Raw genomic sequence first — 23,990 nt, forward strand, 5'->3', positions numbered from 1 at the left:
CCCCCCCCCCCCCCCCCGCCCCCCCCCCCCCCCCCCCCCCCCCCCCCCCCCCCCCCCCCCCCCCCCCCCCCCCCCCCCCCCCCCCCCCCCCCCCCCCCCCCCCCCCCCCCCCCCCCCCCCCCCCCCCGGCCCAGCACGTGCCAGTCCTCGGGCCGCTCCGCGATCGTGGTGGCGAACGCGGAGGCGACCTGCTGCATGGCGGCGCCCACCCGGTCGCGCAGCCGGCCCGGCCCCGTGACCGGTACCTCCGGGTGGACCACGAAGCGCCAACCGCCGCCGTCGAACTGGCAGACCGCCGGCAGCAGGGCGGCACCGGTCTGCGCCGCGAGCAGCGCCGGACCGCCGGGCATGGTGGTGGACCGGCCGAAGAACTCGACCGGCACGCCGTCGCCGGAGAGGTCGCGGTCGACCAGCAGGCAGGTGGTGCCGCCGGCGGAGAGCCACTCGCGCAGCACCACCGACGCCGGGCGCTCGCCGCCGGTCAGCGGCAGGATCCGCATGCCCAGCCCCTCCCGGTAGTCGACGAACCGCCGGTAGAGCGACTCCGGCCGCAGCCGCTCGGCGACCGTGACGAAGGGGCCGCCCAGCCAGTCGATCAGCCACACCCCGGCCACGTCCCAGTTGCCGCTGTGCGGCAGGGCGACGACCGCACCCCGGCCGTCGGCGCCCACCCGCTCCAGGTGTTCCCGCCCCACCATGGTGGCCCCGGCGAGCACCTGCGTGGTGCCCATCGCCGGCAACCGGAAGGCCTCCTGCCAGTACCGGGCGTACGAGCGCATCGCCCGGCGGGTGAGTTCGTCCAGCTCGGCTCCGTCCAGCCCGGTGACCACCCGCAGGTTGGCGCGCAGCTGCCGCACCCCCCGCCCGTTCCGGGCGGCGGCCCAGGATCCCCCGGCACCGAACGCCGCCGAGGCCACCGGTGCGGGCAGCAGCCGGACGGCGCGCCAGCCCGCCGCGTACCCGCCGTCGGTCAGCCGGTCGCGCAGGGTGGCCACGCGGTCGGAGCGCAGGGCACCCGGTCGGCGGCCGGGGCTCACGGTGCGGGGTCGGCGGCCGACGACGGGTCCTGCGCCGGGCGGGGCGCCGCCGGCAGGGACCGACTGCGGGACTGGCGGTGCACCTCGGCGAACCGCTGGGCCACGGTGACCGCACTGCCGACCAGCAGGACCCAGAGCGCCACGTGCACCGCGTACGGGATCCCCAGGCCGGTGAAGCCGGTGCCGACCAGCACCAGGATCAGCCGCTCGGTGCGTTCGACGACACCGACGTCGCAGCTCAGGCCCACCCCCTCGGCCCGCGCCTTGATGTAGGAGGTGAGGATGCCGAGCACCAGGCAGACCAGTGCGAGCAGCACCAGCAGCCGGTTGTCCCCCGCGCCGGAGAACCACCAGGCCAGGCCGGCGAAGATGGCCGCGTCGGCGGCGCGGTCGCCGGTGGAGTCCAGCACCGCGCCGAACACCGACCCGCCGCCCCGGGCCCGGGCCAGCGCCCCGTCGAGCATGTCGAGCAGGACGAAGACGGTGACGGTGGCCGCGCCCCAGAACAGCCAGCCGTTGCCGATGAGGAAGACCGCGGCGGCGACCGCGCCCAGCGTCCCGGTGGCGGTGACCGCGTCGGCGGTGACCCCGGCGCGCAGCAGCCCGCGCACCACCGGCGCCCAGAACCGGGCGACGGCCGGGCGCAGGTTGACCCCGAGCACTCAGGCCCCCGTTCCGGCACGACCGGCCGCGGGCCAGGCCTCGGCGAGCAGCCGGCGGGTCTCGGTGAGCACCTGCGGCAGCACGCGGGTGAGCCCGATCACCGGCATGAAGTTGGTGTCCCCGCCCCAGCGCGGGACGACGTGCTGGTGCAGGTGGTCGGCGATGCCGGCGCCGGCGATCGACCCCTGGTTCATCCCGACGTTGAAGCCGTGGGCGCCGCTGACCGACCGGACCACCCGCATCGCCGTCTGGGTGAAGGCGCCCAGCTCGGCGACCTCGGCGTCGGTCAGGTCGGTGTAGTCGGGCACGTGCCGGTACGGGACGACCATCAGGTGCCCGGCGTTGTACGGGTACAGGTTGAGCACCGCGTACACGGTCTCGCCCCGGGCGACGACGAGGCCGTCCTCGTCGGCGAGGCCGGGGATCCGGTCGAACGGGCAGTCGCCGGCCGCGTCGCTGACCGGCTTGTTCTCCCCGCGGATGTAGGCCATCCGGTACGGCGTCCAGAGGTGCTCGAAGCCGGCCGAGGGACCCCCGTCGTCGTTGACGACGGGGATCCTCAGCTCCTCCTGCGCGTCGCTCATCCCGCAGCCGCCGGCTCGGCGGCCCCGGCATTTGCTGCCCCGGCCTCGACCGCGGTGGGGTCGGTGTTGGTCCGGGCGGCGACCCAGGCCACGACCTGCTCGACGGCCTCGGCGACCGGCACCCCGTTGCGCTGCGAACCGTCGCGGTAGCGGAAGGAGACCGCTCCCGCCTCCGCGTCGGTGGCGCCCGCGATGAGGACGAACGGCACCTTCTGCTTGCTGGCGGTGCGGATCTTCTTCTGCATCCGGTCGTCGGAGTCGTCGACCTCCACCCGGATGCCGCGGGCGCGCAGCTGCCGCGCCACGTCGGTCAGGTAGGCCACCTGCTCGTCGGTGATCGGGATGCCGACCACCTGGACCGGCGCCAGCCAGGCGGGGAACGCGCCGGCGTAGTGCTCGGTGAGCACACCGAAGAACCGCTCGATCGAGCCGAACTTCGCCGAGTGGATCATCACCGGCTGCTGCCGGGTGCCGTCGGCGGCGCTGAACTCCAGGCCGAACCGGGCGGGCTGGTTGAAGTCGTACTGGATGGTCGACATCTGCCAGGTGCGGCCGATGGCGTCCCGGGCCTGCACCGAGATTTTCGGCCCGTAGAACGCCGCGCCGCCCGGGTCGGGCACCAGTTCCAGCCCGGTCTCCCGCGCCGCGTCCTCGAGCACCGCGGTGGCGACGGCCCACTCCTCGTCGGAGCCGATGAACTTGTCGGACTCCCCGCGGGTGGACAGCTCCAGGTAGTAGTCGTCCAGGCCGAAGTCGCGCAGCAGCCCGAGCACGAAGGCCAGCAGGTGCCGGATCTCGCCCGGCGCCTGCTCGGGGGTGACGTAGCTGTGCGAGTCGTCCTGGGTGAGCCCGCGCACCCGGGTCAGGCCGTGCACGACGCCGGACTTCTCGTACCGGTACACCGAGCCGAACTCGAAGAACCGCAGCGGGAGCTCCCGGTAGGACCGCCCGCGCGACCGGAAGATCAGGTTGTGCATCGGGCAGTTCATGGCCTTGAGGTAGTACTTCGAGTTCTCCAGGTCCATGGCCGGGAACATGGTGTCCTCGTAGTACGGCAGGTGGCCGGAGGTCTCGAACAGCCCGCCCTTGCTGATGTGCGGGGTGCCGACGTAGTCGAACCCCTCCTCGATGTGCCGACGGCGGACGTAGTCCTCCATCTCCCGCTTCACCACCCCGCCCTTGGGGTGGAAGACCACGAGCCCGGAGCCGATCTCGTCGGGGAAGCTGAACAGGTCGAGCTCGACGCCCAGGCGCCGGTGGTCGCGGCGCTCTGCCTCGGCCAGCTGCTCCAGGTACGCCTTCTGCGCGTCCTTGCTCTCCCAGGCGGTGCCGTAGACCCGCTGCAGCTGCGGGTTCTGCTCGCTCCCCCGCCAGTAGGCGGCGGCGCTGCGGGTCAGGGAGAACGCCGGGATGCTGCTGGTGCGCGGCAGGTGCGGGCCCCGGCACAGGTCGGTCCAGACCCGCTCGCCGGTGCGCGGGTCGAGGTTGTCGTACATGGTCAGCTGCGCGCCGCCGACCTCGACGTCCGCGCCCTCGGCGCCCTCCTCGCCGGCACCGCCCTTGAGACCGATCAGCTCCAGCTTGTAGGGCTCGTGCGCCAGCTCGGCGCGCGCGTCGTCGTCGCCGATCTCCCGGCGGCTGAAGTGCTGCCCCTGCTTGACGATCGCCTGCATCCGCTTCTCCAGCGCCTGCAGGTCCTCGGGGGTGAAGGGCCGCTCGGGGTCGAAGTCGTAGTAGAAGCCGTTCTCCACCGGCGGGCCGATGCCCAGCCGGGTGCCCGGGAAGAGGTCCTGCACCGCCTGCGCGAGCACGTGCGCGGCCGAGTGCCGGATCACCGCCCGCCCGTCGGGGCTGGCGGCGACCACCGGCTCCACCTCGGCGTCGGTCTCCGGGGCCCAGGACAGGTCCTTCAGGTCACCGGTGGCCACGTCCCGGACGACGACGGCGGCCTCGGCACCCTTGAGCGCGACCCCGGCGTCCTTGAGCGCCTGCAGCGCCGTCGTCCCGGCCGGGACCCGGATCGGGGTGGCGGCGGTCGGGGAGGGCGGGGCGGACACTCGAGCTCCTGGGGGTCGGCGCGGTCCGGCCGGTCGGCCGGGACCCTGAGACTAGTGCGCCACCGGCCCCGGCCGGGTCACCCGGGGACGACCCGGAGCCCGTCGGCGACGGCGCCGCGGGCGTCGAGCACGGCGGTGATCCGGGCGGTGCTCACCGGGTCGGCCGGCACCAGGGTGACCGCGTCGGTGCCCAGCTCGATGCGCACCGGCACCGCCTCGGCCTGCGAGACGGTGAACCGGCCGTCGTCGCCGCGGGTGAAGGTGAACCGGGCGATCACCGAGTCCTCGGTGTCGTGCCCGCGGGTGGCGTGCTCGGCGAGGTGGTTGCCCAGGCCGTAGGCCACCCACTCCCCGTCGATCCGCTCGAAGGGCTGGACGACGTGCGCGTGGTGGCCGAGCACCAGGTCGACGTCGGGCGAGGCCAGCAGGGTGCGCACCGCCTCCTCCTGGGCGGGGAGCGGCGCGGAGTCGTACTCCGCGCAGCAGTGCACGCTGGCGACCACGACCTCCGCGCCCGCCGCCCGCGCGGCGGCCGCGTCGGCGAGCACCCCGCTGACGTCGGGCAGGTCGAAGGTGTCGACGGCGAAGGGCGCGTCGGCCGGCAGCGGCACCCCGTTCAGCGAGAACGTGGTGGCCACGTGCCCGACCCGGACACCGCCGGCGTCCACGACGGTCGGTGGCTCCCCCGCCGTGCGGTGCGTGCCGGTGTGCGCGATGCCGGCGGCGTCCAGGGTGTCCAGGGTGCGGACCAGCCCGGCGAGCCCGGCGTCCAGCGAGTGGTTCGAGGCGGTGGAGCACAGGTCGTACCCGGCGCCGGCGAGGGCGTCGACGATCTCCGGTTGCACCGCGAAGGACGGGTAGCCCGAGTACGGCCCCCCGGCCGGCGCGACCGGGGTCTCCAGGTGGCAGATCGCCAGGTCAGCGGCCTGTAGCACCGGGGCCACCGGCGCGAAGACCGCGGAGAAGTCCCAGGAGCCGTCCGGCTGCTGCGCACCGCGGGTGAGGGCACGGCCCTGGTGCACCAGCACGTCGCCGGTGGCGACCAGGGTGAACGTCTCCGGCGGCTCGGTTGCCGGGGAAGAGCTGACCGGGGCCGGGGAGCTGGGCACCGGGGACCCGGCGGCCGGGGCGCCGTCGCCGTCCGCGCCGCAGCCGGCCAGCAGGACGGCGAGCACGGCCACCACCGCCCCACGACCGCTCCGCACGGGTCGGACCCTAGCGACGGTCCGCCCGTCCGCGGGACCGACGCGCAGGTCAGTCCACCAGCTCCACCGGGTCGCCGGCGGCGACCCGGCCGGGCGTGACCACCTCGGCGTACACGCCCAGGCAGTGCTTCGGGGTGCGGACGACGTCGAGCACCGCCTCCCCGACGCGCACGCGCCGGCCCACCCAGCTCCGCTCGTCGGCGGCGGGCAGGTGCAGCAGCAGGTTGGCCCGCGGGTCGTCGGCCGAGCAGCCCTCCGGGACGTCCCCGGCCTCGGCCCGGTCGATCGCCTCCCGGGACACCAGGTGCACGGCGGCGGCGTCGACCTGCGGGCCGGCCGCCGAGGCCGCCAGGCGGACGGGGCGGCCCAGCACCTCGGTCAGCGTGATCGTGTCGGCCTCGGCGTCCCCGGTGGCGACGACCTCGCGCAGCTGCGGCGTGGTCTTCACCGTGACGCGCTCCCCGGTGTCGGCGTCGACCACCGACCAGGCGCGGTCACCGCGCAGCCCCGCCGCGTCGACCTCCGTCTCGGCGACCGTCCGGCCGGCCAGCGACTTCACCGGGTACACCGACACCTGACCCACGCTGCCCACCACGTTCCCCATGCCCGGGACGCTACGCGGCGCTCCCCTGGTGACGCAGCCGACGCAGCCGACGCAGCTGGGCGTCCAGGTAGGGACGCGCCCGGCGCTGCCCGCCCCGTCGGGCGATCGCTGCGGCGAGCGAGCCCAGGACCCGGACCAGCCGCTCCTCGTCCGGCTCCCAGCCGCGCCGGCGGCACTCCGCCAGCCAGTCGACCGGCCCGGCGTGCCCGCGGGCGCCGTTGCACCGGCCGCAGGCGGCGACCTCGTTCTCCGCCCACGACGGGCCGCCCTTCACCCGGGGCACCAGGTGCTCGGTGGTCGGGCGGACCAGGCCGGCGAAGGCTCGCCCGCACCAGATGCAGGTGGCGCCGTCGCGCACCAGCGCCCCGGCCAGCCGGGCCGCGCGATCGGGTTGCACGACTCCCATGGTCCCGCGATCGGCGGCCGGCGCCGTCAGCTGCGGCGGGCCCGCTCCCCCGCGACGTCCCGGCGGCGCGGCTGGACCATGGCCACGGCCCTCCGGCGCACCTGCCCGGCCCGGCGGAACCGCTGCCGGGTGTGCCGGGGCGAGTGCGCCGTCCAGACGAGGTCGGGGTCCGGTGCCGGCGGCGCGTCGTCGTCCTCCGCCGCTGCCGACCGCATGCGCTCGTGCAGGTGGCCGAGCACCCGGCCGAGGAGCTCCTCGTCCGCGACGAGCTCGCGCAGGTCCGCCGCGCCCTCGGCGGCCAGCGCCTCGGGAAGCCAGGACTGCCAGCCGGGGCCGAACGCCCGTGCCGCCCCGTCGGACACCACGGCGTGGGCGGCGTCCACGACCACGCCCGTCCCCAGCGCCACGTCCAGCTCCGCGACCGCCCGCAGCGTGTAGCGGTCGGGACCGGGCCACGGCGGGGTGAGGAACAGGTCGTCCGGCCCGAACTGCTCGTCCTGGAGGTCCACCCGGGCATCGTCGCACCCGTCCCCCCGGACGACGACGGCCCCCGACCTGATCAGGTCGGGGGCCGCATCCGGTGGGCGATACTGGGTTCGAACCAGTGACCTCTTCGGTGTGAACGAAGCGCTCTACCACTGAGCCAATCGCCCGGACGCCGATGATTCTGCCAGACGCTCAGCGCCAGAGTGGCACCCACCCCGGGATCCAGTCCGGCACGCCCGTCACGTGCAGGGTCACGCACAGCACCCCGTACACGAACGCCGCCGTCAGCGCGGCGACGGCCAGGCGCACCCACAGCGGCTGGCGGGTCAGCCAGTCGGTCCAGCGGGCCACGTGGCGGCGGGTGAACTGCAGCAGCCGCTCGGCCCAGGTGAACTCCGAGGCGAGCACGAACAGCCCGGCGATGACGGTCAGCCAGCCGGGCCCCGGCAGCGGGATGGTGACGATCCCCACGGCGACCACCAGGCCACCGACGATCCCCACGCCCACCCGGTAGGGCGCGTCGAACGCCCGCCGGGCGGCGATCCGCCGGCGCCACGCGCTGTCCGCGACCCGCTCGCGCAGGCTGTGCACGCCGTCGCCGGCGAACCGGTCCCGGCGCTCGGCCACGCGCTCCCGCTGCTTCTGGTCGACGACCGCGTCCCGGCCACCGGGCATGCCGACACGGCGCGGGAGGTGCTCCCCCGGCGCCGCGACCGTCTCCTGACCGCTCAGCTCGTCACCTGCCCGTTCGCGACGATCTCCGTGGGTTCCGACGGAACCTGCCGGCCGGGCTCGACGCTGATGGCGTACTCGCCGTACTCGTCCAGCCCGGTCGCCGCAGAGCCTACGGTCCGCAGCTCCATCTGTGGGGAAACGACGTCGAACTCCCCGATGGCCACCGCGGAACCCTCCGCCACCCCCCAGGCGACGTACGTGCTGTCGGTCCGGTCGTTGGGCGCGAGCCCGGTGGTGAGCACCTGCACCTGCCCCTCCCGGACGACCACGGTGGCGATCTGCCGGCCGTCCTCCCCGGTGAGCGGGACGATGGCCGCCCGGCCCGGCACCAGCAGCTCGTCGAGCACCTCCGCCCGCTGGGTGGCCTCCGCCCGGGCGGCGTCCCGGTCCTCGGCCAGCACGACGTTCCACGCCCCCAGCGCCAGCACCGCCGCCACGGCCGCCGCGGCGAGAGCGGTGGGCAGCACCCGCCGCCACGCCGGCCGGAGGTCGGGCTCGCCACCGCGGCGCGGTGCCTCCAGCTCGAGCTCCAGCCCATCGCCGCCGGGCCGGTCGCCGGCCCGGGCAGCCGGCGCCCCCGGTCGGCCGGCCGGGGGTGCCGGCTGCCGGGCGGGTGCCGGAGCGGGGTGGCGGACCTGCTCGGTCACCTCCACGGCGGCCCGCAGCCGGTCCCGCAGCGCGTCGGAGGGCTCGGCGGTGGAGGGCTCGGCGGTGGAGGGCTCGGCGGTGGAGGACCCGGCGTCGGACGACCCGGCGTCGGACAGGTCGGCAGCGAGCGCCCCCATCACCTGCCCGGTACCGGCGACCGTCCGGGCGCAGCGCCCGCACCCGGGCAGGTGGGCGTCGAACCGGTTCTCGTCCTCCGGCTCCAGGGCGTGCAGCGCCCACCCGACCGCCAGCTCGTCCCACCCCCGGTGGTCATCGCCGGGAGCGTGGTCCGGTGCACCGTGGACGGTCATCGCGCGGCCCCGTCCGCGGGGGTCGGACCGGGCACGTCGGCGCCCAGCGCGTCCGTGAGCCCGCGCACGCCCGCGAGCAAGCGGCTCTTCACCGTGCCCAGCGGCGCGCCGGTGAGCGCGGCCACCTCGCGCTGGGTGTAGCCGCCGTAGCAGACGAGCGCCAGGACCTCGCGCTGCGCGTCGGGCAGCGCCTGCAGAGCGGTGCGCACCGTCGCGGCGACCCGGTCGGCCGCCTCGTCGGGGGCGGCGGCCGACGCCGCCAGGGCGAGCTCGTCCACGGCCCGGACCTGCCGGCGCCGGTGCGACTCCTCGCGCCGCACGGCGTCGACCGCCTTGTGGTGGACCGTCGACAGCAGCCAGGAGGCCACCGTTCCCCGGCTCGCGTCGAAGGCGCCCGGGTCCCGCCAGACGGAGAGGAAGACCTCCTGCAGCACGTCCTCGGCGAGCGCGTCGTCGGCGACCACCCGGCGCGCGAGGGCGAACGCCGGCCGCCGGAACCGCTCGTAGAGGTCGTCGATCGCCGTCCGGTCGCCCGCGGCGACCCGTGCGACCAGCCGGCGGTCGGCCGCGCCGTCGTCCGGGTGGCGCAGCTGTCGGCTCACGAGGCCATGGTCACACGGGGGCTCCGCCCGGCACTGCCCGTTCGGGCCACCGATCGACACCGGCCACCCGTCCGGGTGGACGGACGGGGCGCATGTGACTGGTGGGACGGATGGGGCACGACACGCCGCGGCGGGGCGTCACCTCCCCCACCGTTGGTCGTTGTGAAGGACATGGCGCGCTTTCCGAGGTCCGGCTGCACGGCTCGAACGACCCTCCACCTGGTCGGCCCGCAGTCCTGGACGGCCGTCCCTGCCGCGCTGGTCTACGACGCCACCGACCCCTTCGCCGTACGGATCCGGTTCGGCGACGGCGGGGGCGACCCGGCCGACGCCCTCGCCGACGCCCTCGCCGAGGAGCTGCCCGCCGGCGACCTGGCCGAGGACGAGTTCCTGGACGAGCCGGAGGACGACGGCGTCGAGTGGCTGCTGAGCCGCGAGCTGCTGCGCGCCGGCCTCACCGCCCCCGCCGGCGACGGCGACGTCCGGCTGTGGCCGGCCCGGGGCGGACTCGACGTGCTCTTCCTGCAGCTGCGGGCCCCCTCGGGCGAGGCGCTGTTCGAGCTGTCGGCCACCGTCGTGGGCGACTTCCTGCGGGAGAGCGAGCTGCTGGTGCCCGTCGGCACGGAGAGCGACGCGACGTCGGTCGACGAGGAGCTGTCCGAGCTGCTCCGCGGCGGCACCGACAACCCGACCTCCCTGTGACCCCGCGACGGCGGTCGACGAGCCGCTGACCTGGGCGGACACCCTCCGCGACACCCGGGGTACCCCCCGGGTTTGGAGCCCTGGAGGGCATCGGTTAGAGTTCTTCCCGTTGCACAGCGCAGTACGCAACGAGCAAGCGGACGTGGCTCAGTGGTAGAGCATCACCTTGCCAAGGTGAGGGTCGCGGGTTCGAATCCCGTCGTCCGCTCGGAACTCCCGGGCGCTGGTCGTAGACCGGCGCCCGGCGTGCGGTGGAGTGGCCGAGAGGCGAGGCAACGGCCTGCAAAGCCGTCTACACGGGTTCAAATCCCGTCTCCACCTCGGCGCCACCCTGTGGTGTGTCGACGGGGGAGGCGGATCCGGCCAGCGGGCCGGAACGGGCGATTGGCTCAGCGGTAGAGCGCTTCCCTGACACGGAAGAGGTCACTGGTTCGATCCCAGTATCGCCCACCAGCCGGAGAGGCCCCAGGTCACCGACCTGGGGCCTCTCCGCGTCTCGACCCCCGATTCCGCGTTCGATGCCGAGTCCGCGTCCGGTGGTGCGAGGTGCGGGCGTCCCGGCGAGACGGACCGAGCGCGATCAGCCGACCGGCACCCCGTCGGCCGCAGCGCGCAGCACCGCCACGTCCAGCCTGGCCATGCCGAGCATCGCCTGCACGGCCCGCTGGGCCCGCGCGGGATCCGGGTCGGCGAACAGCTCGGTCATGCCCTCGGGGACGATCTGCCAGCTGAGCCCGTAGCGGTCCTGCAGCCAGCCGCACCGGCCCTCCACTCCCCCGTCCCCGACGAACCGGTCCCAGAGCCGGTCGACCTCGGCCTGGTCGGCGCAGTTCACCTGCAGGGAGACCGCCTCGGTGAACGGGAACTGCGGTCCCCCGTTGATCCCGACCAGCCGCATGCCGGCGGCCTCGAACTCGACGGCCATCACCTCGCCGGCCGGCCCGGGCGCCCCCTCCGGGTACCGGGCGGTGCTCAGGATGCGCCCGTCGCCGAGCACGTCGATGTAGTAGTGGGCCGCCTCCACGGCCTGGGTGTCGAACCACAGGTTGGGAACGATCTTCTGCGGCATGGCGCTTCCTCTCGGGTCGGCGGGCCGGGCGCCCGCACCGGGCGGGGTGAACGCAGCACAGACCCGGTCGGCGCCGGGAACTCATCGGCCCCGAGCGCTCACCGCAGCGACGGCGCCACCCGCTCCGCCCAGAAGCGCGCGACCTGGTCGGCCAGTGCCGCCCGATCCCCGTCGTTGACCAGCACCACGTCCGCGACCGCGCGCCGCTGCTCGTCGGTGGCCTGGCTGGCGATCCGCGCCCGGGCGTCGTCCTCACCGAGCCCCCGGCCGACCAACCGGGATACGCGGGTCTCCAGCGGCGCCTCGACGACGAGCACGACGTCGTAGGAGCCGGCCTGGCCGGTCTCGACCAGCAGGGGGACGTCCTGGACCACCACGGCGTCCGCCGGCGCGGCAGCGACCAGCTCAGCGGCCCGGGAACGCACCCGCGGGTGGACGATCCCGTCGAGCCGCGCTCGCGCCTCGGGGTCGCTGAACACGATCGCCGCCAGCGCCGGCCGGTCGAGGGAGCCATCGGCGGCCAGCACGCGGTCGCCGAAGGCGGCCACCACCTCGGCCAGCCCCGCCGTCCCCGGCGCCACCACCTCCCGGGCCAGCCGGTCGGCGTCGACGACGAGCGCCCCGCGCTCGGCCAGCAAGGCGGCCACCGTGCTCTTGCCCGATCCGATGCCACCGGTCAGCCCGATCCTCAGCACACCGGCGACCTTAGGCCCGGGCGCCGGGTGGCGGTGAGGTCACAGGGAGATCACGGCACCGGACGATCGGCGCGTCGCACGAGTCACAGCAGTCACAGGACTTACCTTTCGTCCCGGTGGACTTCCCCCGCCACAGCAGAAAGGCAGTGATCATGTCCCGCAGCACGCTCGACGGCCCGCAGTCGGCCCGCCGCACCTCCCGCCGCGGTCGTCACCGGATGGACGTCCCCGGCGGGGTGCGTTGCTCCGACCTGCCAGGGGTCCGCGAGCGGCTGCCGCAGCGCCGGACGTCGTCCTTCCTGCGCGCCCTGCTGCTGCCCACCGTCGCGTCCGGCCGTCACACCTGGGACTTCCTGGCCAACGCCGGCGGCCGCCCCCGCACCGCGTTCGCCATCATCCTCAGCCTCTGAGGCCCTTGCCCGTCCGAGCGGCACCGCGCTCGCACGGCGTGCGGCCCACGGCAGCCAGGTCACGGCAGACCTCGCGCTGATCCGGTCACGGACGACCGGACACCGGCCCGCACGCCCACCGATGACGGCCCCGTCGACCACCTCGGTCGACGGGGCCGTCGTGTCATCCCGATCCTCCGGATCGCACCGCCGCCGGGTGCCGCACCCGACTGCCGCCGAGCCGCTCCGTCGCTCGACCGCGGGCCCCCGCTCCTCACGCCAGGACACACGGCACCGCGACGATCACGTCGGGCACAGACGACAGTGCGCCGCCCACCCCGGAGGGTGGACGGCGCACTGTTCAGGTGCTGCTCAGCAGAGCTGCGAGGTCACTCCCCGCCGGCGAGCTTGGCGCGCAGGGCGGCCAGAGCCTCGTCGGAGGCGAGGGTGCCACCGCCACCACCGGTGGAGACGGCGTCGCCCTCGGGCTCGGCGGCGCTGGAGTAGCTGCCGCCGGCAGCGGCCTCGGCGTCGGCCTCCTTCGCCGCGGCGATCTGCTTGCGGTGCGCCTCGAACCGGGCCTGGGCCTCGGCGTACTGCTTCTCCCACGTCTCGCGGGCCTCGTCGTAGCCCTCGAGCCACTCCCCGGTCTCGGGGTCGAAGCCCTCCGGGTAGATGTAGTTGCCCTGCTCGTCGTAGGACGCGGCCATGCCGTAGGCGGCCGGGTCGAACTGGTCCTCGTCACCGACGACGCCCTCGTTGGCCTGCTTCAGCGACAGCGAGATGCGGCGGCGGTCCAGGTCGATGTCGATGACCTTGACCAGGATCTCGTCGCCCACCTGGACGACCTGCTCCGGGATCTCCACGTGGCGCTCGGCCAGCTCGGAGATGTGGACCAGGCCCTCGATGCCCTCGTCGACCCGGACGAACGCACCGAACGGCACCAGCTTGGTGACCTTGCCGGGCACGACCTGGCCGATCTGGTGCGTGCGGGCGAACTGACGCCACGGGTCCTCCTGCGTCGCCTTCAGCGACAGCGAGACCCGCTCACGGTCCAGGTCGACGTCGAGGACCTCGACGGTGACCTCCTGGCCGACCTCGACGACCTCGGACGGGTGGTCGATGTGCTTCCAGGACAGCTCGGAGACGTGCACGAGACCGTCCACGCCGCCCAGGTCGACGAACGCACCGAAGTTGACGATCGAGGAGACGACGCCGGTGCGGACCTGGCCCTTGGCGAGCTTGTTGAGGAACTCGCTGCGCACCTCGGACTGGGTCTGCTCCAGCCACTGGCGGCGGGACAGGACCACGTTGTTGCGGTTCTTGTCCAGCTCGATGATCTTGGCCTCGAGCTCGCGGCCCACGTAGGGCTGCAGGTCGCGGACGCGACGCATCTCGACCAGCGAGGCGGGGAGGAACCCGCGCAGGCCGATGTCGAGGATCAGGCCGCCCTTGACGACCTCGATGACGGTGCCGGTGACGACCTCGTCGGCTTCCTTCTTCGCCTCGATCGTGCCCCAGGCGCGCTCGTACTGCGCGCGCTTCTTGGACAGGATGAGGCGGCCTTCCTTGTCCTCCTTCTGGAGGACGAGGGCTTCCACCTCGTCGCCGACGTTGACGACCTCGGTCGGGTCGACGTCGTGCTTGATGGACAGCTCGCGCGAGGGGATGACGCCCTCGGTCTTGTAGCCGATGTCCAGCAGCACCTCGTCCCGGTCGACCTTGACGATCACGCCTTCGACGATGTCGCCGTCGTTGAAGTACTTGATGGTCTGGTCGATCGCGGCGAGGAAGTCCTCGGCGGTGCCGATGTCGTTGACCGCGATCTGGGGGGTGCTGTCGGGACGGACCTGGGTGGAGGTCATGTGGTCGAGTGCTCCGGACGGGGGGTGCGTAGGGACAGGGAACCGCGACCGGACCGGTCGCGGGCGTGTTCACGAGAGAGGGACGACGGGGACGCCCTCCCGGTGAGGAGGACAACACCACAGACCTCTGGCGCAATTCCCCATGGTACGGACGGCGGCTGGGCAGGTCCACCACGGGTCCGGCCGGTGTGCCGCGCTCCGGCGTGTCACGATCGGCGCGCCATGGACCCCGCCCCGGACCCAGTCCCCGCCCCCCTCCCGCTGGCCGCGGACGGCTACCCCGCGGCCGGTGACGTCACCCGCCGCCCGGTCGGCCAGGCCGAGTCCGCCCGGGCCAACCGGGGGTGGTGGGACGCCGCCGCGCCCGCGTACCTCGCCGAGCACGGCACCGACCTGGGCGACGCGGACTTCCTGTGGTGCCCCGAGGGGCTCCGGGAGGCCGACGCGCACCTGCTGGGCGACGTCACCGGCCGCCGGGTGCTCGAGATCGGCTGCGGCTCGGCGCCCTGCTCCCGCTGGCTGCACCGCGCCGGCGCCTCTCCCATCGCGCTGGACGTGTCCGGGGGCATGCTCGCCCGGGCCGCCGAGCTGAACCGGGCCACCGGGCTGCCGGTGCCGCTGCTGCAGGCCGACGCCGGGGCGCTGCCGCTGACCACCGACAGCGTCGACCTGGCCTGCTCGGCGTTCGGCGGGCTGCCGTTCGTCGCGGACGCGCGGGCCGTGCTCGCCGAGGTCGCCCGGGTGCTCCGCCCGGGTGGGCGGTTCGTCGCCTCGGTGAACCACCCGATGCGCTGGGCGATGCCGGACTCCCCCGACCCGGCGGACCTGCGGGTCGTCTCCTCCTACTTCGACCGCACTCCCTACGTGGAGACCGACGACGCGGGGCGGACCGTGTACGTGGAGCACCACCGCACCGTGGGTGACTGGGTCCGGGCGGTCGTGGCCGCGGGGCTGGTGCTGCGGGACCTGGTGGAACCAGAGTGGGCACCGGGCCGCACGCAGACGTGGGGCCAGTGGTCCCCAGCGCGCGGCGCGCTCGTCCCGGGCACGCTGGTGCTGGTCTGCGAGCTGCCCGACCGACCGGAGGAGACGGCATGGACGAGCTGACCGACCAGTTGACCGACCAGCTGACCGACCAGGCGCAGACCCTGGACGGCACCGCGGGGCCGACGCTGGACGCCGCCGCGCACCGCGCGCTGGACGGCGCCGCCGAGACGGCCCTGCTGGTGCTGGTGCCCGAGGCCGACCCGGTGGTCGGCGACCACCGTCGGCAGTTCGACGTGTCGGCGTCCTGGGGGGTGCCGGCGCACGTCACGGTCGTCTACCCCTTCATGCCGCCGAACCAGGTCGACGACGGCGTGCTGACCGGGCTGAGCCGGGCCGTCGCCGGGGTGCCGGCCTTCGACTGCGTGCTGGACCACACCGACTGCTTCGGCGAGGAGGTGCTGTGGCTGGCCCCGGCCGACGACGAGCCGTTCCGCCGGCTCACCGCCGCGGTGGTCGCGGCGTTCCCCGACCACCTGCCCTACCGGGGCGCGCACGGGAAGAACCCCAGCCCGCACCTGTCGATCGCCGAGCGGCGCCTCGGCGACGAGGCCGGCCTGCGCACGGTCAAGGAGGCGATCGGCGACCACCTGCCGATCCGGTCGCGGGTCACCACGGTGAGCCTCTTCGCCGGCGCCCGGGAACCCGGCTCCTGGCACCTGGTGACCGAGTTCCCGCTCGCCGCGACCGACACCTGACACCGGCCCCGATGCAGGGACCCGCGGCGAGCTCGCGAGTCGTGGGGGGGGGCATCGGGGGCCTTCTTCAGTGGGCGGCGGCGTCCCAGCTGGCGCCGACGCCCACGGAGACCTCCAGCGCCACCGAGAGCTGCGCTGCGCCCGCCATCTCCCGGCGCACCAGGGCCTCCAGCTGCTCCCGCTCCCCCGGGGCCACCTCGAGGACGAGTTCGTCGTGGACCTGCAGCAGCATCCGCGAGCGCAGCCCCTCGGCCTCGATCGCCCGCTCCACGCCCAGCATGGCGACCTTGATGACGTCGGCGGCCGACCCCTGGATGGGCGCGTTCAGCGCCATCCGTTCGGCCATCTCCCGGCGCTGCCGGTTGTCGCTGGTCAGGTCGGGCAGGTAGCGCCGGCGGCCCAGCGTGGTCTCGGTGTAGCCGGTCTGCCGGGCGTCGTCCACCACGCCGTCGAGGTAGTCGCGGATGCCGCCGAACCGCTCGAAGTAGGCGTGCATCTGCGCGCGTGCCTCCTCCGGGGTGATCCGCAGCTGCTGGGCCAGGCCGTAGGCGCTCAGCCCGTAGGCCAGGCCGTAGCTCATCGCCTTGATCCGGCGGCGCATCTCCGGGTCGACCTGCTCGATCGGGATGCCGAACGCCCGGGAGGCGACGAAGGAGTGCAGGTCCTCCCCGGAGGTGAAGGCTTCGATCAGGCCGGCGTCCTCGGACAGGTGGGCCATGATCCGCATCTCGATCTGGCTGTAGTCGGCGGTCATCAGCGACTCGTAGCCCGGGCCGACCACGAACGCCTGCCGGATCCGGCGCCCCTCGGCGCTGCGGATCGGGATGTTCTGCAGGTTGGGGTCGGTCGAGGACAGCCGGCCGGTGGCGGCGATCGTCTGCTGGTAGGTGGTGTGGATGCGCCCGACGTCGTCGACCATCGGGATCAGCCCGTCGATGACGGTGCGGAGCCGGGTGACGTCGCGGTGCCGGAGCAGGTGCTCCAGGAACGGGTGACCGGTGGAGGCCAGCAACGAGGTGAGCGCCTCGGCATCGGTGGTGTAACCGGTCTTGTTCTTCTTGGTCTTCGGCAGACCCAGCTCGTCGAAGAGCACCGCCTGCAGCTGCTTCGGCGAGCCGAGGTTGATCTCCTTGCCGATGACCGCGTACGCCTCCTGCGCGGCCTCGGTGACCTCGGCGGCGAACTCCTTCTGCAGCTCGTGCAGGAAGTCCAGGTCCGCGGCGATGCCGCGCCGCTCCATCGCGGCGAGCACCCGGGTCAGCGGCAGCTCGATCTCGCCCAGCAGGTGGTCACCGCCGCGCTGGCCGAGCACCTGCTCCAGCGCGTCGGACAGGTCGTTGACCGCGACCGCCTTCAGCACGTCGGCGTGCGCGGCCTCCGCGGCGACGTCGGCCTCGGTGGGACCGAGCCCGTCGAGGGTCAGCTGCTCCTCGGGGGCGGCGGCGTCCTTGAGCTCCCGGCGCAGGTAGCGGACGGCCAGGTCGCCGAGGTCGAACGACCGCTGACCGGGGTTGGCCAGGTAGGCCGCGAGCGCGGTGTCGCTGACGAGGCCGCGCAGCTCCCACCCGCGCGCCCAGACGGCCAGCAGCGGGCCCTTCACCTCGTGCACCACCTTGGGTGCGGCTGGGTCGGCCAGCCAGTCGGCCAGCGCCTGCTCGTCGGCGGCGTCCAGGCCCGGGCCCTGCTCGTGGTCGGTGAGGTCGACGAAGGTCGCGTGGTCGTCGGCCGCGGCCAGCGCCAGGCCGGCGAGCTCACCGGTGCCGCGGCCCCACGTGCCCCGGAAGACGATGCCGGTGTGCCCGGTGCGGGCGTGCGCGGCCAGCCAGTCGCCGAGCCCACCGGGGGCCACCTCGTCGGCGGTGACCTCGAAGCCGCCGTCCACCTCCGGCTCGGCGCTGGAGAGGGTGGCGAACAGCCGGTCGCGCAGCACCCGGAACTGCAGGTTGTCGAAGAGGGTGTGCACCTCGTTGCGGTCCCAGGGCTGGACGGCCAGGTCGACCGGGCCGAGCTCCAGCGGCACCTGCCGGTCCAGTTCGGTGAGCCGCCGGTTCTGCAGCACCTGGGAGAGGTGGTCGCGCAGCTTCTCCCCGACCTTGCCCTTGACGGTGTCGACCTGGTCGACCAGCGCGTCGAGCGAGCCGTACTCACGCACCCACTTGGCTGCGGTCTTCTCCCCCACGCTCGGGATGCTGGGCAGGTTGTCGCTCGGGTCGCCGCGCAGCGCGGCGAAGTCCGGGTACTGCGCCGGGCTCAGCCCGTACTTGGCCTCGACCTCCTCCGGGGTGAACCGGGTCAGGTCGGAGACGCCCTTGCGGGGGTAGAGCACCGTCACGTGCTCGTTGACCAGCTGCAGCGCGTCGCGGTCACCGGTGCAGATCAGCACGTCCATGCCCTGCTCGACCGCCTGCACGGTGAGCGTGGCGATGACGTCGTCGGCCTCGTAGCCCTCGGCGGTGATCACCGGGACGCGCAGCGCACCGAGGACCTCCTGCACCAGGCTGACCTGGCCGCGGAAGTCGGTGGGGCTCTCGGCCCGGTTGGCCTTGTAGTCGGCGTAGATCTCGCTGCGGAAGGTCTTCCGGCTGACGTCGAAGGCGACCGCCAGGTGCGAGGGCTGCTCGTCGCGCAGCACGTTGATCAGCATCGAGGTGAAGCCGTAGACCGCGTTGGTCGGCTGCCCCGTGGTCGTGGAGAAGTTCTCCACCGGGAGCGCGAAGAAGGCCCGGTAGGCCAGGGAGTGGCCGTCGAGCAGCAGCAGCCGCGGGCGGGCGCCCTCGGTGGTCGTGGGGGTGGCGGGCGCGGGGGCGGAGACCGGAGCGGACATCGCCCGCGATCCTAGAAGGGCCCCGGCGCCCGCCACCGCTCGCGAGCTCGCGGCGGCCCCCGCGCCGGGGCCGCCGGTTACCGTCCGTGCGTGACGCACACCCGACCCGACTGGCTGCCGGCCGACACCCAGGGCCCGCTCGACGACAAGCTGGGCATCCGGGTCACCGAGTGGGACCCCGACCGCCTGGTCGCCACCATGCCGGTGGCCGGCAACGAGCAGCCCTTCGGCCTGCTGCACGGCGGCGCGACCTGCGCGCTGGCCGAGAGCATCGGCTCGTACGCGGCGGTGCTGCACGCCGGTCCCGGGGGTTCGGTGGTCGGGATCGAGCTCAACGCCAGCTACCTCAGCGCCGCCCGCTCCGGCCTCGTCACCGCGGTGTGCACGCCGGTGCGGCGAGGGCGCACCCTGGCCACCTTCCTCATCTCGATCTCCGACGACGCCGGGCGGCCCACGGCCAGTGCGCGGCTGACCTGCATGATCCGGAGTGCGCGCTCCGCACCGGGCAGCTGAGCGCCCGGACCGGTGGTGGGCGACCGACCGGTAGCACAGCGGCGTGTCGCAGATGGGTCACGAAGCGTCCCAGCAGGTCGTTCCCCGTAACAGCCGTGGGTTACTGTCCCGCCTCACATCCAACGGCTGGGAGGTCGAGTGACGCACGCGCCCCACCGTGCCGCACGGCGCGGGGAACGCAGCAGCGCCCGGTACGGCTCAGGTGCACCACCGGCGAGCGGCCCCTGGTCCCCGCGGTGGAGCAGCGGGCGCCGTCCCCTGACCCTCGCCCTGCTGGTGGCCGCCTTCGCCATGGCCCTGGCCACCCTCGTCCCGGGGGTCGCCTCCGCCGAGGGCGAGCAGGTGCGCGGCACCCTGCAGACCAGCGTGAGCGGGCCCATCGAGGGCGCCACGGTCGAGGTCACCACGCCGGACGGCGACCCCGTGGACACCGTGCAGACCGGCGAGGACGGCCGGTGGGCGGTCGACCTGCCGGCCGCCGGCCAGTACGTCGTCAGCATCGACCCCGATGACCTGCCCGACGGCGTCGAGGTCAACGGCGAGCCCAGCCGCACCGTCACCGTCGACCCCGGACGGCAGCAACCGGTCAACATCGGCCTCAACGACGGCAGCCGCAACGACGGCGGTGGCACCATCCGGGCCGTCCAGCTGCTCGTCGACGGCCTCCGGTTCGGGCTGCTGATCGCCATGGCCGCCGTGGGCCTGTCGCTGATCTACGGCACCACCGGGCTGACCAACTTCGCACACGGCGAGCTGGTCACCATCGGCGCCATCGCCGCCTGGTACATCAACGTGCAGGGCGGGGTGCCGCTCATCCCCGCGGCCCTGCTCGCCATGGTGGTCGGCGGGATCGTCGGCGCCCTCAACGAGCTGGCCATCTGGCGGCCGCTGCGGCGCCGCGGCACCGGGCTCATCGCCGCGCTGGTCGTCTCCATCGGCCTGTCGCTGGCGCTGCGGTACAGCTACCAGATCTTCTACGGCGGGTTCTCCAACCCCTACGCCGACTACCAGGGCCAGCGGGCCAAGAGCTACGGCCCCTTCACCCTCCAGGACCGGGACGTCGCCTCGATCGTCATCGCCGTCGTGGTGCTGGTGCTGGTCGCGCTGATGCTGCAGCGCACGAAGATCGGCAAGGCGATGCGGGCGGTGTCGGACAACCGGGACCTGGCCGCGTCCTCCGGCATCGACGTCAACCGGGTCGTCCTGTTCGTGTGGGTGCTCGGTGGCGCGCTCGCCGCGCTCGGCGGGGTGCTCCTCGGCCTCTCCGACCAGGTCCAGTGGGACATGGGCTTCCGGCTGCTGCTGCTGATGTTCGCCGGGGTCACCCTCGGCGGTCTGGGCACCGCCTACGGCGCCCTGCTCGGCAGCCTCATCGTCGGCGTCTTCGTGCAGATGTCCACCCTCGTCATCCCGAATGACATGAAGTACGTCGGAGGGCTGCTCCTCTTGATCGTCATCCTCGTCGTCCGTCCCCAGGGCATCCTGGGCAGCCGCGCCAGGATCGGCTGACCGATGGCCGACCTCCTCAACGCGTTCGCCATCGCGGGCAAGGCGTTCTTCGGGTTCCAGGCGATCTTCTTCGCCCTGCTGGCCATCGGCATCAACGTGCACTTCGGGTACACGGGTCTGCTCAACTTCGGTCAGATCGCCTTCGCCATGCTCGGCGGGTTCGGCATCGCCATCTCGGTCAGCCAGTGGGGGCTGCCCTTCTGGGTCGGGGTCCTCGTCGGGGTGCTCGCCGCGGTGGTCCTGGCCCTCCTGCTGGGCCTGCCCACGCTGCGGCTGCGGGCCGACTACCTCGCCATCGTCACCATCGCCACGGCCGAGGGCCTACGGCTGGTCTTCCGGTCGGTCTCCGCCACCCCGGTCACCGGCGGCACCCGCGGCCTGTCGGCGTTCAACCGGGACTTCATCGCGCTCGCCCCGTGGGACACCGGCCGCCGGTACGACCTCCTGGGCACGACCTGGAGCGGCGGCGAGCTGTGGGTCTGCGCGGTCGGCTGGACCCTCGTGGCGCTGTGCTCGCTTCTCGTGTGGGCGCTGATGCGCGCCCCGTGGGGGCGGGTGGTGAAGGCCATCCGGGAGGACGAGGACGCCGTCCGCTCGCTGGGCAAGAACGTCTACGCCTACAAGATGCAGGCGCTGGTTCTCGGCGGGGTGTTCGGCGCCTTCGGCGGCATGGTCTACGCCGTCGGCACCGGCTCGGCCATCCCCGACCAGTACCAGAACGCCAACACCTTCCTGGCCTACGCGGCGCTCATCCTGGGCGGCGCCGCCCGGGTGCTCGGGCCGGTCATCGGCTCGATGCTGCTGCTGTTCATCCTGCAGTTCGCCGACACCGGGCTCCGTTCGCTGATCTCCAACGGGGTCATCCCCACGGAGCTGCTCTCCTCCACCGACGTCGCGCAGCTGCGCTACGTGCTGGTCGGGATCGGGCTCATGCTGTTGCTGGTCTTCCGGCCCCAGGGCATCTTCGGTGACCGACGAGAGGTGATGCTCGATGCCCGCTGACCCCCTGTCCCACGAGGGCCAGCCCCACGGCGCCCACGCCGCCGGGCCCGAGGAGCTCGCCCCGTCGGGCGGCGGCGCGCACCGGGCGGCACCCCAGCGGCTGGCCCAGGCCGCGCTGCGCGACGTCCCCTGGGAGGTCGGTGTCGCCAAGCCCGACCCGGCGATCGTGGTCGACCACGTGACCCGCACGTTCGGCGGCCTGACCGCGGTGTCGGTCGACCACCTGGAGGTCCAGCGGGGCGGCATCACCGGGCTCATCGGGCCCAACGGCGCCGGCAAGACCACGCTGTTCAACCTGCTCACCGGGTTCGACCAGCCCAACACCGGCACCTGGTCGTTCGACGGCCGCGACCTCGGCAGGCTCAGCCCGCACCAGGTCGCCCGGCTCGGGGTGGTCCGGACCTTCCAGCTGACGAAGGCGCTCTCCCGGCTCACCGTCCTGCAGAACATGCTGCTCGGCGCGCAGGCCCAGCGCGGGGAGAGCTTCCTGCGTGCCCTGGTGCCCGGCACCTGGCGAGCGCAGGAGAAGGCGAACACCGAGCGGGCCATGGACCTGCTCCGGCGGTTCAAGCTCGACGCCAAGAAGGACGACTTCGCCGGCAGCCTGTCCGGGGGCCAGCGCAAGCTGCTGGAGATGGCCCGCGCCCTGATGAGCGAACCGCAGGTGGTGATGCTCGACGAGCCGATGGCCGGGGTGAACCCCGCCCTGACCCAGAGCCTGCTCGGCCACGTCAAGGACCTCCGCGAGGAGGGGATGACGGTCATCTTCGTGGAGCACGACATGGACGTCGTGCGGGACATCAGCGACTGGGTGGTGGTCATGGCCGCCGGCAAGGTCATCGCCGAGGGCGCGCCGGAGTCCATCAGCCAGAACAAGGCCGTCGTCGACGCCTACCTCGGCGCGCACCACGACGCGCCGCTGACCGCCGAGGAGGAGGACCGCTTCCTCGCCGAGGACCGGGCGGCCCAGGCTCCCCGGCGCGATGACGTCACCAGCTCCGACCGGGGCCGCGAGGGAGGGGCAGGACGATGAGCACCGTGGACCTACCAGGTCCGCCGGAGGACCGCAGGTTCCTGGCGCCGGAGTCCGAGCAGGACGCGCCAGTCGCCGAGGAGCCCGGCGCGGGCACCGCGGCACAGCTCTCCCCGGCGGAGAAGGCCGCCACGCGGGAGGAGCACCAGCGCCTCGCCGAGGGTGCGCTGGTGCGCGCCGACGATCTCGTCGCCGGCTACGTGCCCGGGGTCAACATCCTCAACGGGTGCGACTTCTACCTGCAGGACGGCGAGCTGGTCGGGATCATCGGACCCAACGGCGCCGGCAAGTCCACGCTGCTCAAGACGCTGTTCGGGCTGATCCCGGTCCGCTCGGGCTCGGTCACGCTGCGCGGTGAGGAGATCACCTCGGCGCCGGCGCACCGGCTGGTGTCCATGGGCGTCGGCTACGTGCCGCAGAACAACAACGTGTTCCCCTCGCTCACCATCGAGGAGAACATGCAGATGGGCGTCTACCTGCGGCCGAAGACCTTCAAGGAGCGCTTCGACTACGTCGTCGAGCTGTTCCCGCTGCTCGGCGAGCGGCGCAAGGGCAAGGCCGGAGCGCTGTCCGGTGGTGAGCGGCAGATGGTGGCGATGGGCCGCGCACTGATGATGGACCCCTCGGTGCTGCTGCTGGACGAGCCGTCCGCCGGGCTGTCCCCGGCACTGCAGGACGAGGTCTTCATCCGCTGCCGGCGGATCAACGCCACCGGTGTCTCGATCATCATGGTCGAGCAGAACGCCCGCCGCTGCCTGCAGATCTGCCACCGTGGCTACGTGCTCGACCAGGGGCGCAACGCCTACACCGACACGGGCACGTCACTGATGCACGACCCGAAGGTGATCGAGCTCTACCTGGGGACCCTCGCCAAGGCCCAGTAGCCCGCACGCAGCACGACGGCGCCGTTCCCCCGCGCGGGGACGGCGCCGTCGTGCGTCCGGGAGCCCTGCTCCGCCGGCGAGGACGCCGGTGGCCCCGGTGCCGGTGACGGCCCGCGCACTGGGCGCGGTCCTGCTGCCGACCGACCTCGGTGCGGTGCCGCAGCACCGCCGCCTGGGCCGGGGCTCCCCGCCCGCCGTGCACGACCGGCTGGTCCGGATGGGCACCGCCCGGGCGGCCCTCGCCACCGGCGGACGTGCTGGTGGCCGGGGCGAGCGCCGGACCGGCCCCGCACGGCACTGGGGGGGGGGGGGGGGGGGGGGGGGGGGGGGGGGGGGGGGGGGGGGGGGGGGGGGGGGGGGGGGGGGGGGGGGGGGGGGGGGGGGGGGGGGGGGGGGGGGGGGGGGGGGGGGGGGGGGGGGGGGGG

The 23,990-nt window shown here is 74.0% G+C and carries 24 protein-coding genes and 4 tRNA genes; 12 read left to right on the forward strand and 16 right to left on the reverse strand.

Features of this window, described 5'->3' with window-relative positions; genetic code table 11:
- The 12 genes from ACI79A_RS18890 to ACI79A_RS18945 form a co-directional block, all read right to left on the reverse strand.
- Nucleotides 1-1,037: phosphatidylinositol mannoside acyltransferase (locus tag ACI79A_RS18890; protein ID WP_457085301.1), on the reverse strand; the 1,037-nt coding region annotated here is incomplete at its 3' end.
- A complete protein-coding gene (pgsA, locus tag ACI79A_RS18895; RefSeq protein WP_457085302.1) occupies nt 1,034-1,699 on the reverse strand; it encodes a phosphatidylinositol phosphate synthase in 666 nt (221 codons plus the stop codon). The genes pgsA and ACI79A_RS18890, both read right to left, overlap by 4 nt.
- Nucleotides 1,700-2,284 (reverse strand): HIT family protein, encoded by a 585-nt coding sequence (locus ACI79A_RS18900; RefSeq protein WP_457085303.1) that lies wholly within the window; start codon nt 2,282-2,284, stop codon nt 1,700-1,702. It lies immediately after the preceding gene.
- Nucleotides 2,281-4,341: a threonine--tRNA ligase gene (thrS, locus tag ACI79A_RS18905; RefSeq protein WP_457085304.1), complete on the reverse strand. Its 2,061-nt coding sequence runs from the start codon at nt 4,339-4,341 to the stop codon at nt 2,281-2,283. The genes ACI79A_RS18900 and thrS overlap by 4 nt, the downstream gene beginning before the upstream one ends.
- Before the next feature lie 77 nt (nt 4,342-4,418).
- A complete protein-coding gene (locus ACI79A_RS18910) occupies nt 4,419-5,546 on the reverse strand; it encodes a CapA family protein (protein ID WP_457085305.1) in 1,128 nt (375 codons plus the stop codon).
- 49 nt (nt 5,547-5,595) lie between these two features.
- Complete coding sequence (locus tag ACI79A_RS18915) at nt 5,596-6,150, reverse strand: MOSC N-terminal beta barrel domain-containing protein (RefSeq protein ID WP_457085306.1); 555 nt, start codon at nt 6,148-6,150, stop codon at nt 5,596-5,598.
- A gap of 10 nt (nt 6,151-6,160) precedes the next feature.
- On the reverse strand, nt 6,161-6,547 hold the full coding sequence (locus ACI79A_RS18920) for an HNH endonuclease (RefSeq protein ID WP_457085307.1): 387 nt from the start codon (nt 6,545-6,547) through the stop codon (nt 6,161-6,163).
- A 35-nt stretch (nt 6,548-6,582) separates the two neighbouring features.
- A complete protein-coding gene (locus ACI79A_RS18925) occupies nt 6,583-7,065 on the reverse strand; it encodes a hypothetical protein (protein WP_457085308.1) in 483 nt (160 codons plus the stop codon).
- Nucleotides 7,066-7,137: 72 nt separating this feature from the next.
- Nucleotides 7,138-7,209, reverse strand: a tRNA-Val gene (locus tag ACI79A_RS18930).
- A gap of 25 nt (nt 7,210-7,234) precedes the next feature.
- On the reverse strand, nt 7,235-7,717 hold the full coding sequence (locus tag ACI79A_RS18935) for a TIGR02611 family protein (protein ID WP_457085309.1): 483 nt from the start codon (nt 7,715-7,717) through the stop codon (nt 7,235-7,237).
- Between the two features lie 53 nt (nt 7,718-7,770).
- Nucleotides 7,771-8,736 carry an anti-sigma factor domain-containing protein gene (locus ACI79A_RS18940; RefSeq protein WP_457085310.1) on the reverse strand — a complete coding sequence of 322 codons (966 nt, stop codon included), beginning with the start codon at nt 8,734-8,736 and terminating at the stop codon, nt 7,771-7,773.
- Nucleotides 8,733-9,338: a sigma-70 family RNA polymerase sigma factor gene (locus tag ACI79A_RS18945; protein ID WP_457085311.1), complete on the reverse strand. Its 606-nt coding sequence runs from the start codon at nt 9,336-9,338 to the stop codon at nt 8,733-8,735. The genes ACI79A_RS18940 and ACI79A_RS18945 overlap by 4 nt, the downstream gene beginning before the upstream one ends.
- A gap of 171 nt (nt 9,339-9,509) precedes the next feature.
- Between ACI79A_RS18945 and ACI79A_RS18950 the strand changes: the two genes are divergently transcribed.
- The 4 genes from ACI79A_RS18950 to ACI79A_RS18965 all read left to right on the forward strand — a co-directional run bounded on the left by ACI79A_RS18950 (nt 9,510) and on the right by ACI79A_RS18965 (nt 10,493).
- A complete protein-coding gene (locus tag ACI79A_RS18950; protein WP_457085312.1) occupies nt 9,510-10,040 on the forward strand; it encodes an SsgA family sporulation/cell division regulator in 531 nt (176 codons plus the stop codon).
- Nucleotides 10,041-10,176: 136 nt separating this feature from the next.
- Nucleotides 10,177-10,248: transfer RNA gene (locus tag ACI79A_RS18955), tRNA-Gly, on the forward strand.
- 42 nt (nt 10,249-10,290) lie between these two features.
- Nucleotides 10,291-10,361, forward strand: a tRNA-Cys gene (locus ACI79A_RS18960).
- 57 nt (nt 10,362-10,418) lie between these two features.
- Nucleotides 10,419-10,493: transfer RNA gene (locus ACI79A_RS18965), tRNA-Val, on the forward strand.
- Between the two features lie 127 nt (nt 10,494-10,620).
- Here the strand turns inward: ACI79A_RS18965 and ACI79A_RS18970 are convergent.
- Together ACI79A_RS18970 and coaE are read right to left on the reverse strand one after the other, a co-directional pair.
- Nucleotides 10,621-11,109, reverse strand: coding sequence for a VOC family protein (locus tag ACI79A_RS18970; protein WP_457085313.1), 489 nt, complete (start codon nt 11,107-11,109; stop codon nt 10,621-10,623).
- Between the two features lie 98 nt (nt 11,110-11,207).
- A complete protein-coding gene (gene coaE, locus ACI79A_RS18975) occupies nt 11,208-11,804 on the reverse strand; it encodes a dephospho-CoA kinase (protein WP_457085314.1) in 597 nt (198 codons plus the stop codon).
- A 152-nt stretch (nt 11,805-11,956) separates the two neighbouring features.
- On the opposite strand from coaE, the gene ACI79A_RS18980 reads away from it, so the two are divergent.
- The gene (locus tag ACI79A_RS18980) at nt 11,957-12,214 is read left to right on the forward strand and encodes a hypothetical protein (protein ID WP_457085315.1); all 258 of its coding nucleotides are present in this window, start codon (nt 11,957-11,959) and stop codon (nt 12,212-12,214) included.
- Nucleotides 12,215-12,582: 368 nt separating this feature from the next.
- On the opposite strand, the gene rpsA is transcribed toward ACI79A_RS18980, so the two are convergent.
- Entirely contained in the window at nt 12,583-14,058 is a 1,476-nt protein-coding gene (gene rpsA, locus ACI79A_RS18985) for a 30S ribosomal protein S1 (RefSeq protein WP_457085316.1), read from the reverse strand.
- 222 nt (nt 14,059-14,280) lie between these two features.
- On the opposite strand from rpsA, the gene ACI79A_RS18990 reads away from it, so the two are divergent.
- On the forward strand, nt 14,281-15,165 hold the full coding sequence (locus ACI79A_RS18990) for a class I SAM-dependent methyltransferase (protein ID WP_457085317.1): 885 nt from the start codon (nt 14,281-14,283) through the stop codon (nt 15,163-15,165).
- Nucleotides 15,153-15,800, forward strand: a complete 648-nt coding sequence (locus ACI79A_RS18995; protein WP_457085318.1) for a 2'-5' RNA ligase family protein — start codon at nt 15,153-15,155, stop codon at nt 15,798-15,800. The genes ACI79A_RS18990 and ACI79A_RS18995 overlap by 13 nt, the downstream gene beginning before the upstream one ends.
- 67 nt (nt 15,801-15,867) lie before the next feature.
- Here the strand turns inward: ACI79A_RS18995 and polA are convergent, their stop codons facing one another.
- A complete protein-coding gene (gene polA, locus ACI79A_RS19000) occupies nt 15,868-18,624 on the reverse strand; it encodes a DNA polymerase I (RefSeq protein ID WP_457085319.1) in 2,757 nt (918 codons plus the stop codon).
- 90 nt (nt 18,625-18,714) lie between these two features.
- Here polA and ACI79A_RS19005 point away from each other — a divergent pair, with 90 nt between their 5' ends.
- The 5 genes from ACI79A_RS19005 (at nt 18,715) to ACI79A_RS19025 (ending at nt 23,565) form a co-directional block, all read left to right on the forward strand.
- Nucleotides 18,715-19,137 (forward strand): PaaI family thioesterase, encoded by a 423-nt coding sequence (locus tag ACI79A_RS19005; protein ID WP_457085320.1) that lies wholly within the window; start codon nt 18,715-18,717, stop codon nt 19,135-19,137.
- 276 nt (nt 19,138-19,413) lie between these two features.
- A complete protein-coding gene (locus ACI79A_RS19010) occupies nt 19,414-20,646 on the forward strand; it encodes a branched-chain amino acid ABC transporter permease (protein ID WP_457085321.1) in 1,233 nt (410 codons plus the stop codon).
- A 3-nt stretch (nt 20,647-20,649) separates the two neighbouring features.
- A complete protein-coding gene (locus ACI79A_RS19015) occupies nt 20,650-21,648 on the forward strand; it encodes a branched-chain amino acid ABC transporter permease (protein ID WP_457085322.1) in 999 nt (332 codons plus the stop codon).
- A complete protein-coding gene (locus ACI79A_RS19020) occupies nt 21,638-22,681 on the forward strand; it encodes an ABC transporter ATP-binding protein (RefSeq protein WP_457085323.1) in 1,044 nt (347 codons plus the stop codon). Before ACI79A_RS19015 ends, ACI79A_RS19020 begins: the two co-directional genes overlap by 11 nt.
- Nucleotides 22,678-23,565, forward strand: a complete 888-nt coding sequence (locus ACI79A_RS19025; protein WP_457085324.1) for an ABC transporter ATP-binding protein — start codon at nt 22,678-22,680, stop codon at nt 23,563-23,565. The genes ACI79A_RS19020 and ACI79A_RS19025 overlap by 4 nt, the downstream gene beginning before the upstream one ends.
- Nucleotides 23,566-23,990 lie beyond the last annotated feature (425 nt).

The sequence above is a fragment of the Modestobacter sp. SYSU DS0657 genome (assembly GCF_054050925.1).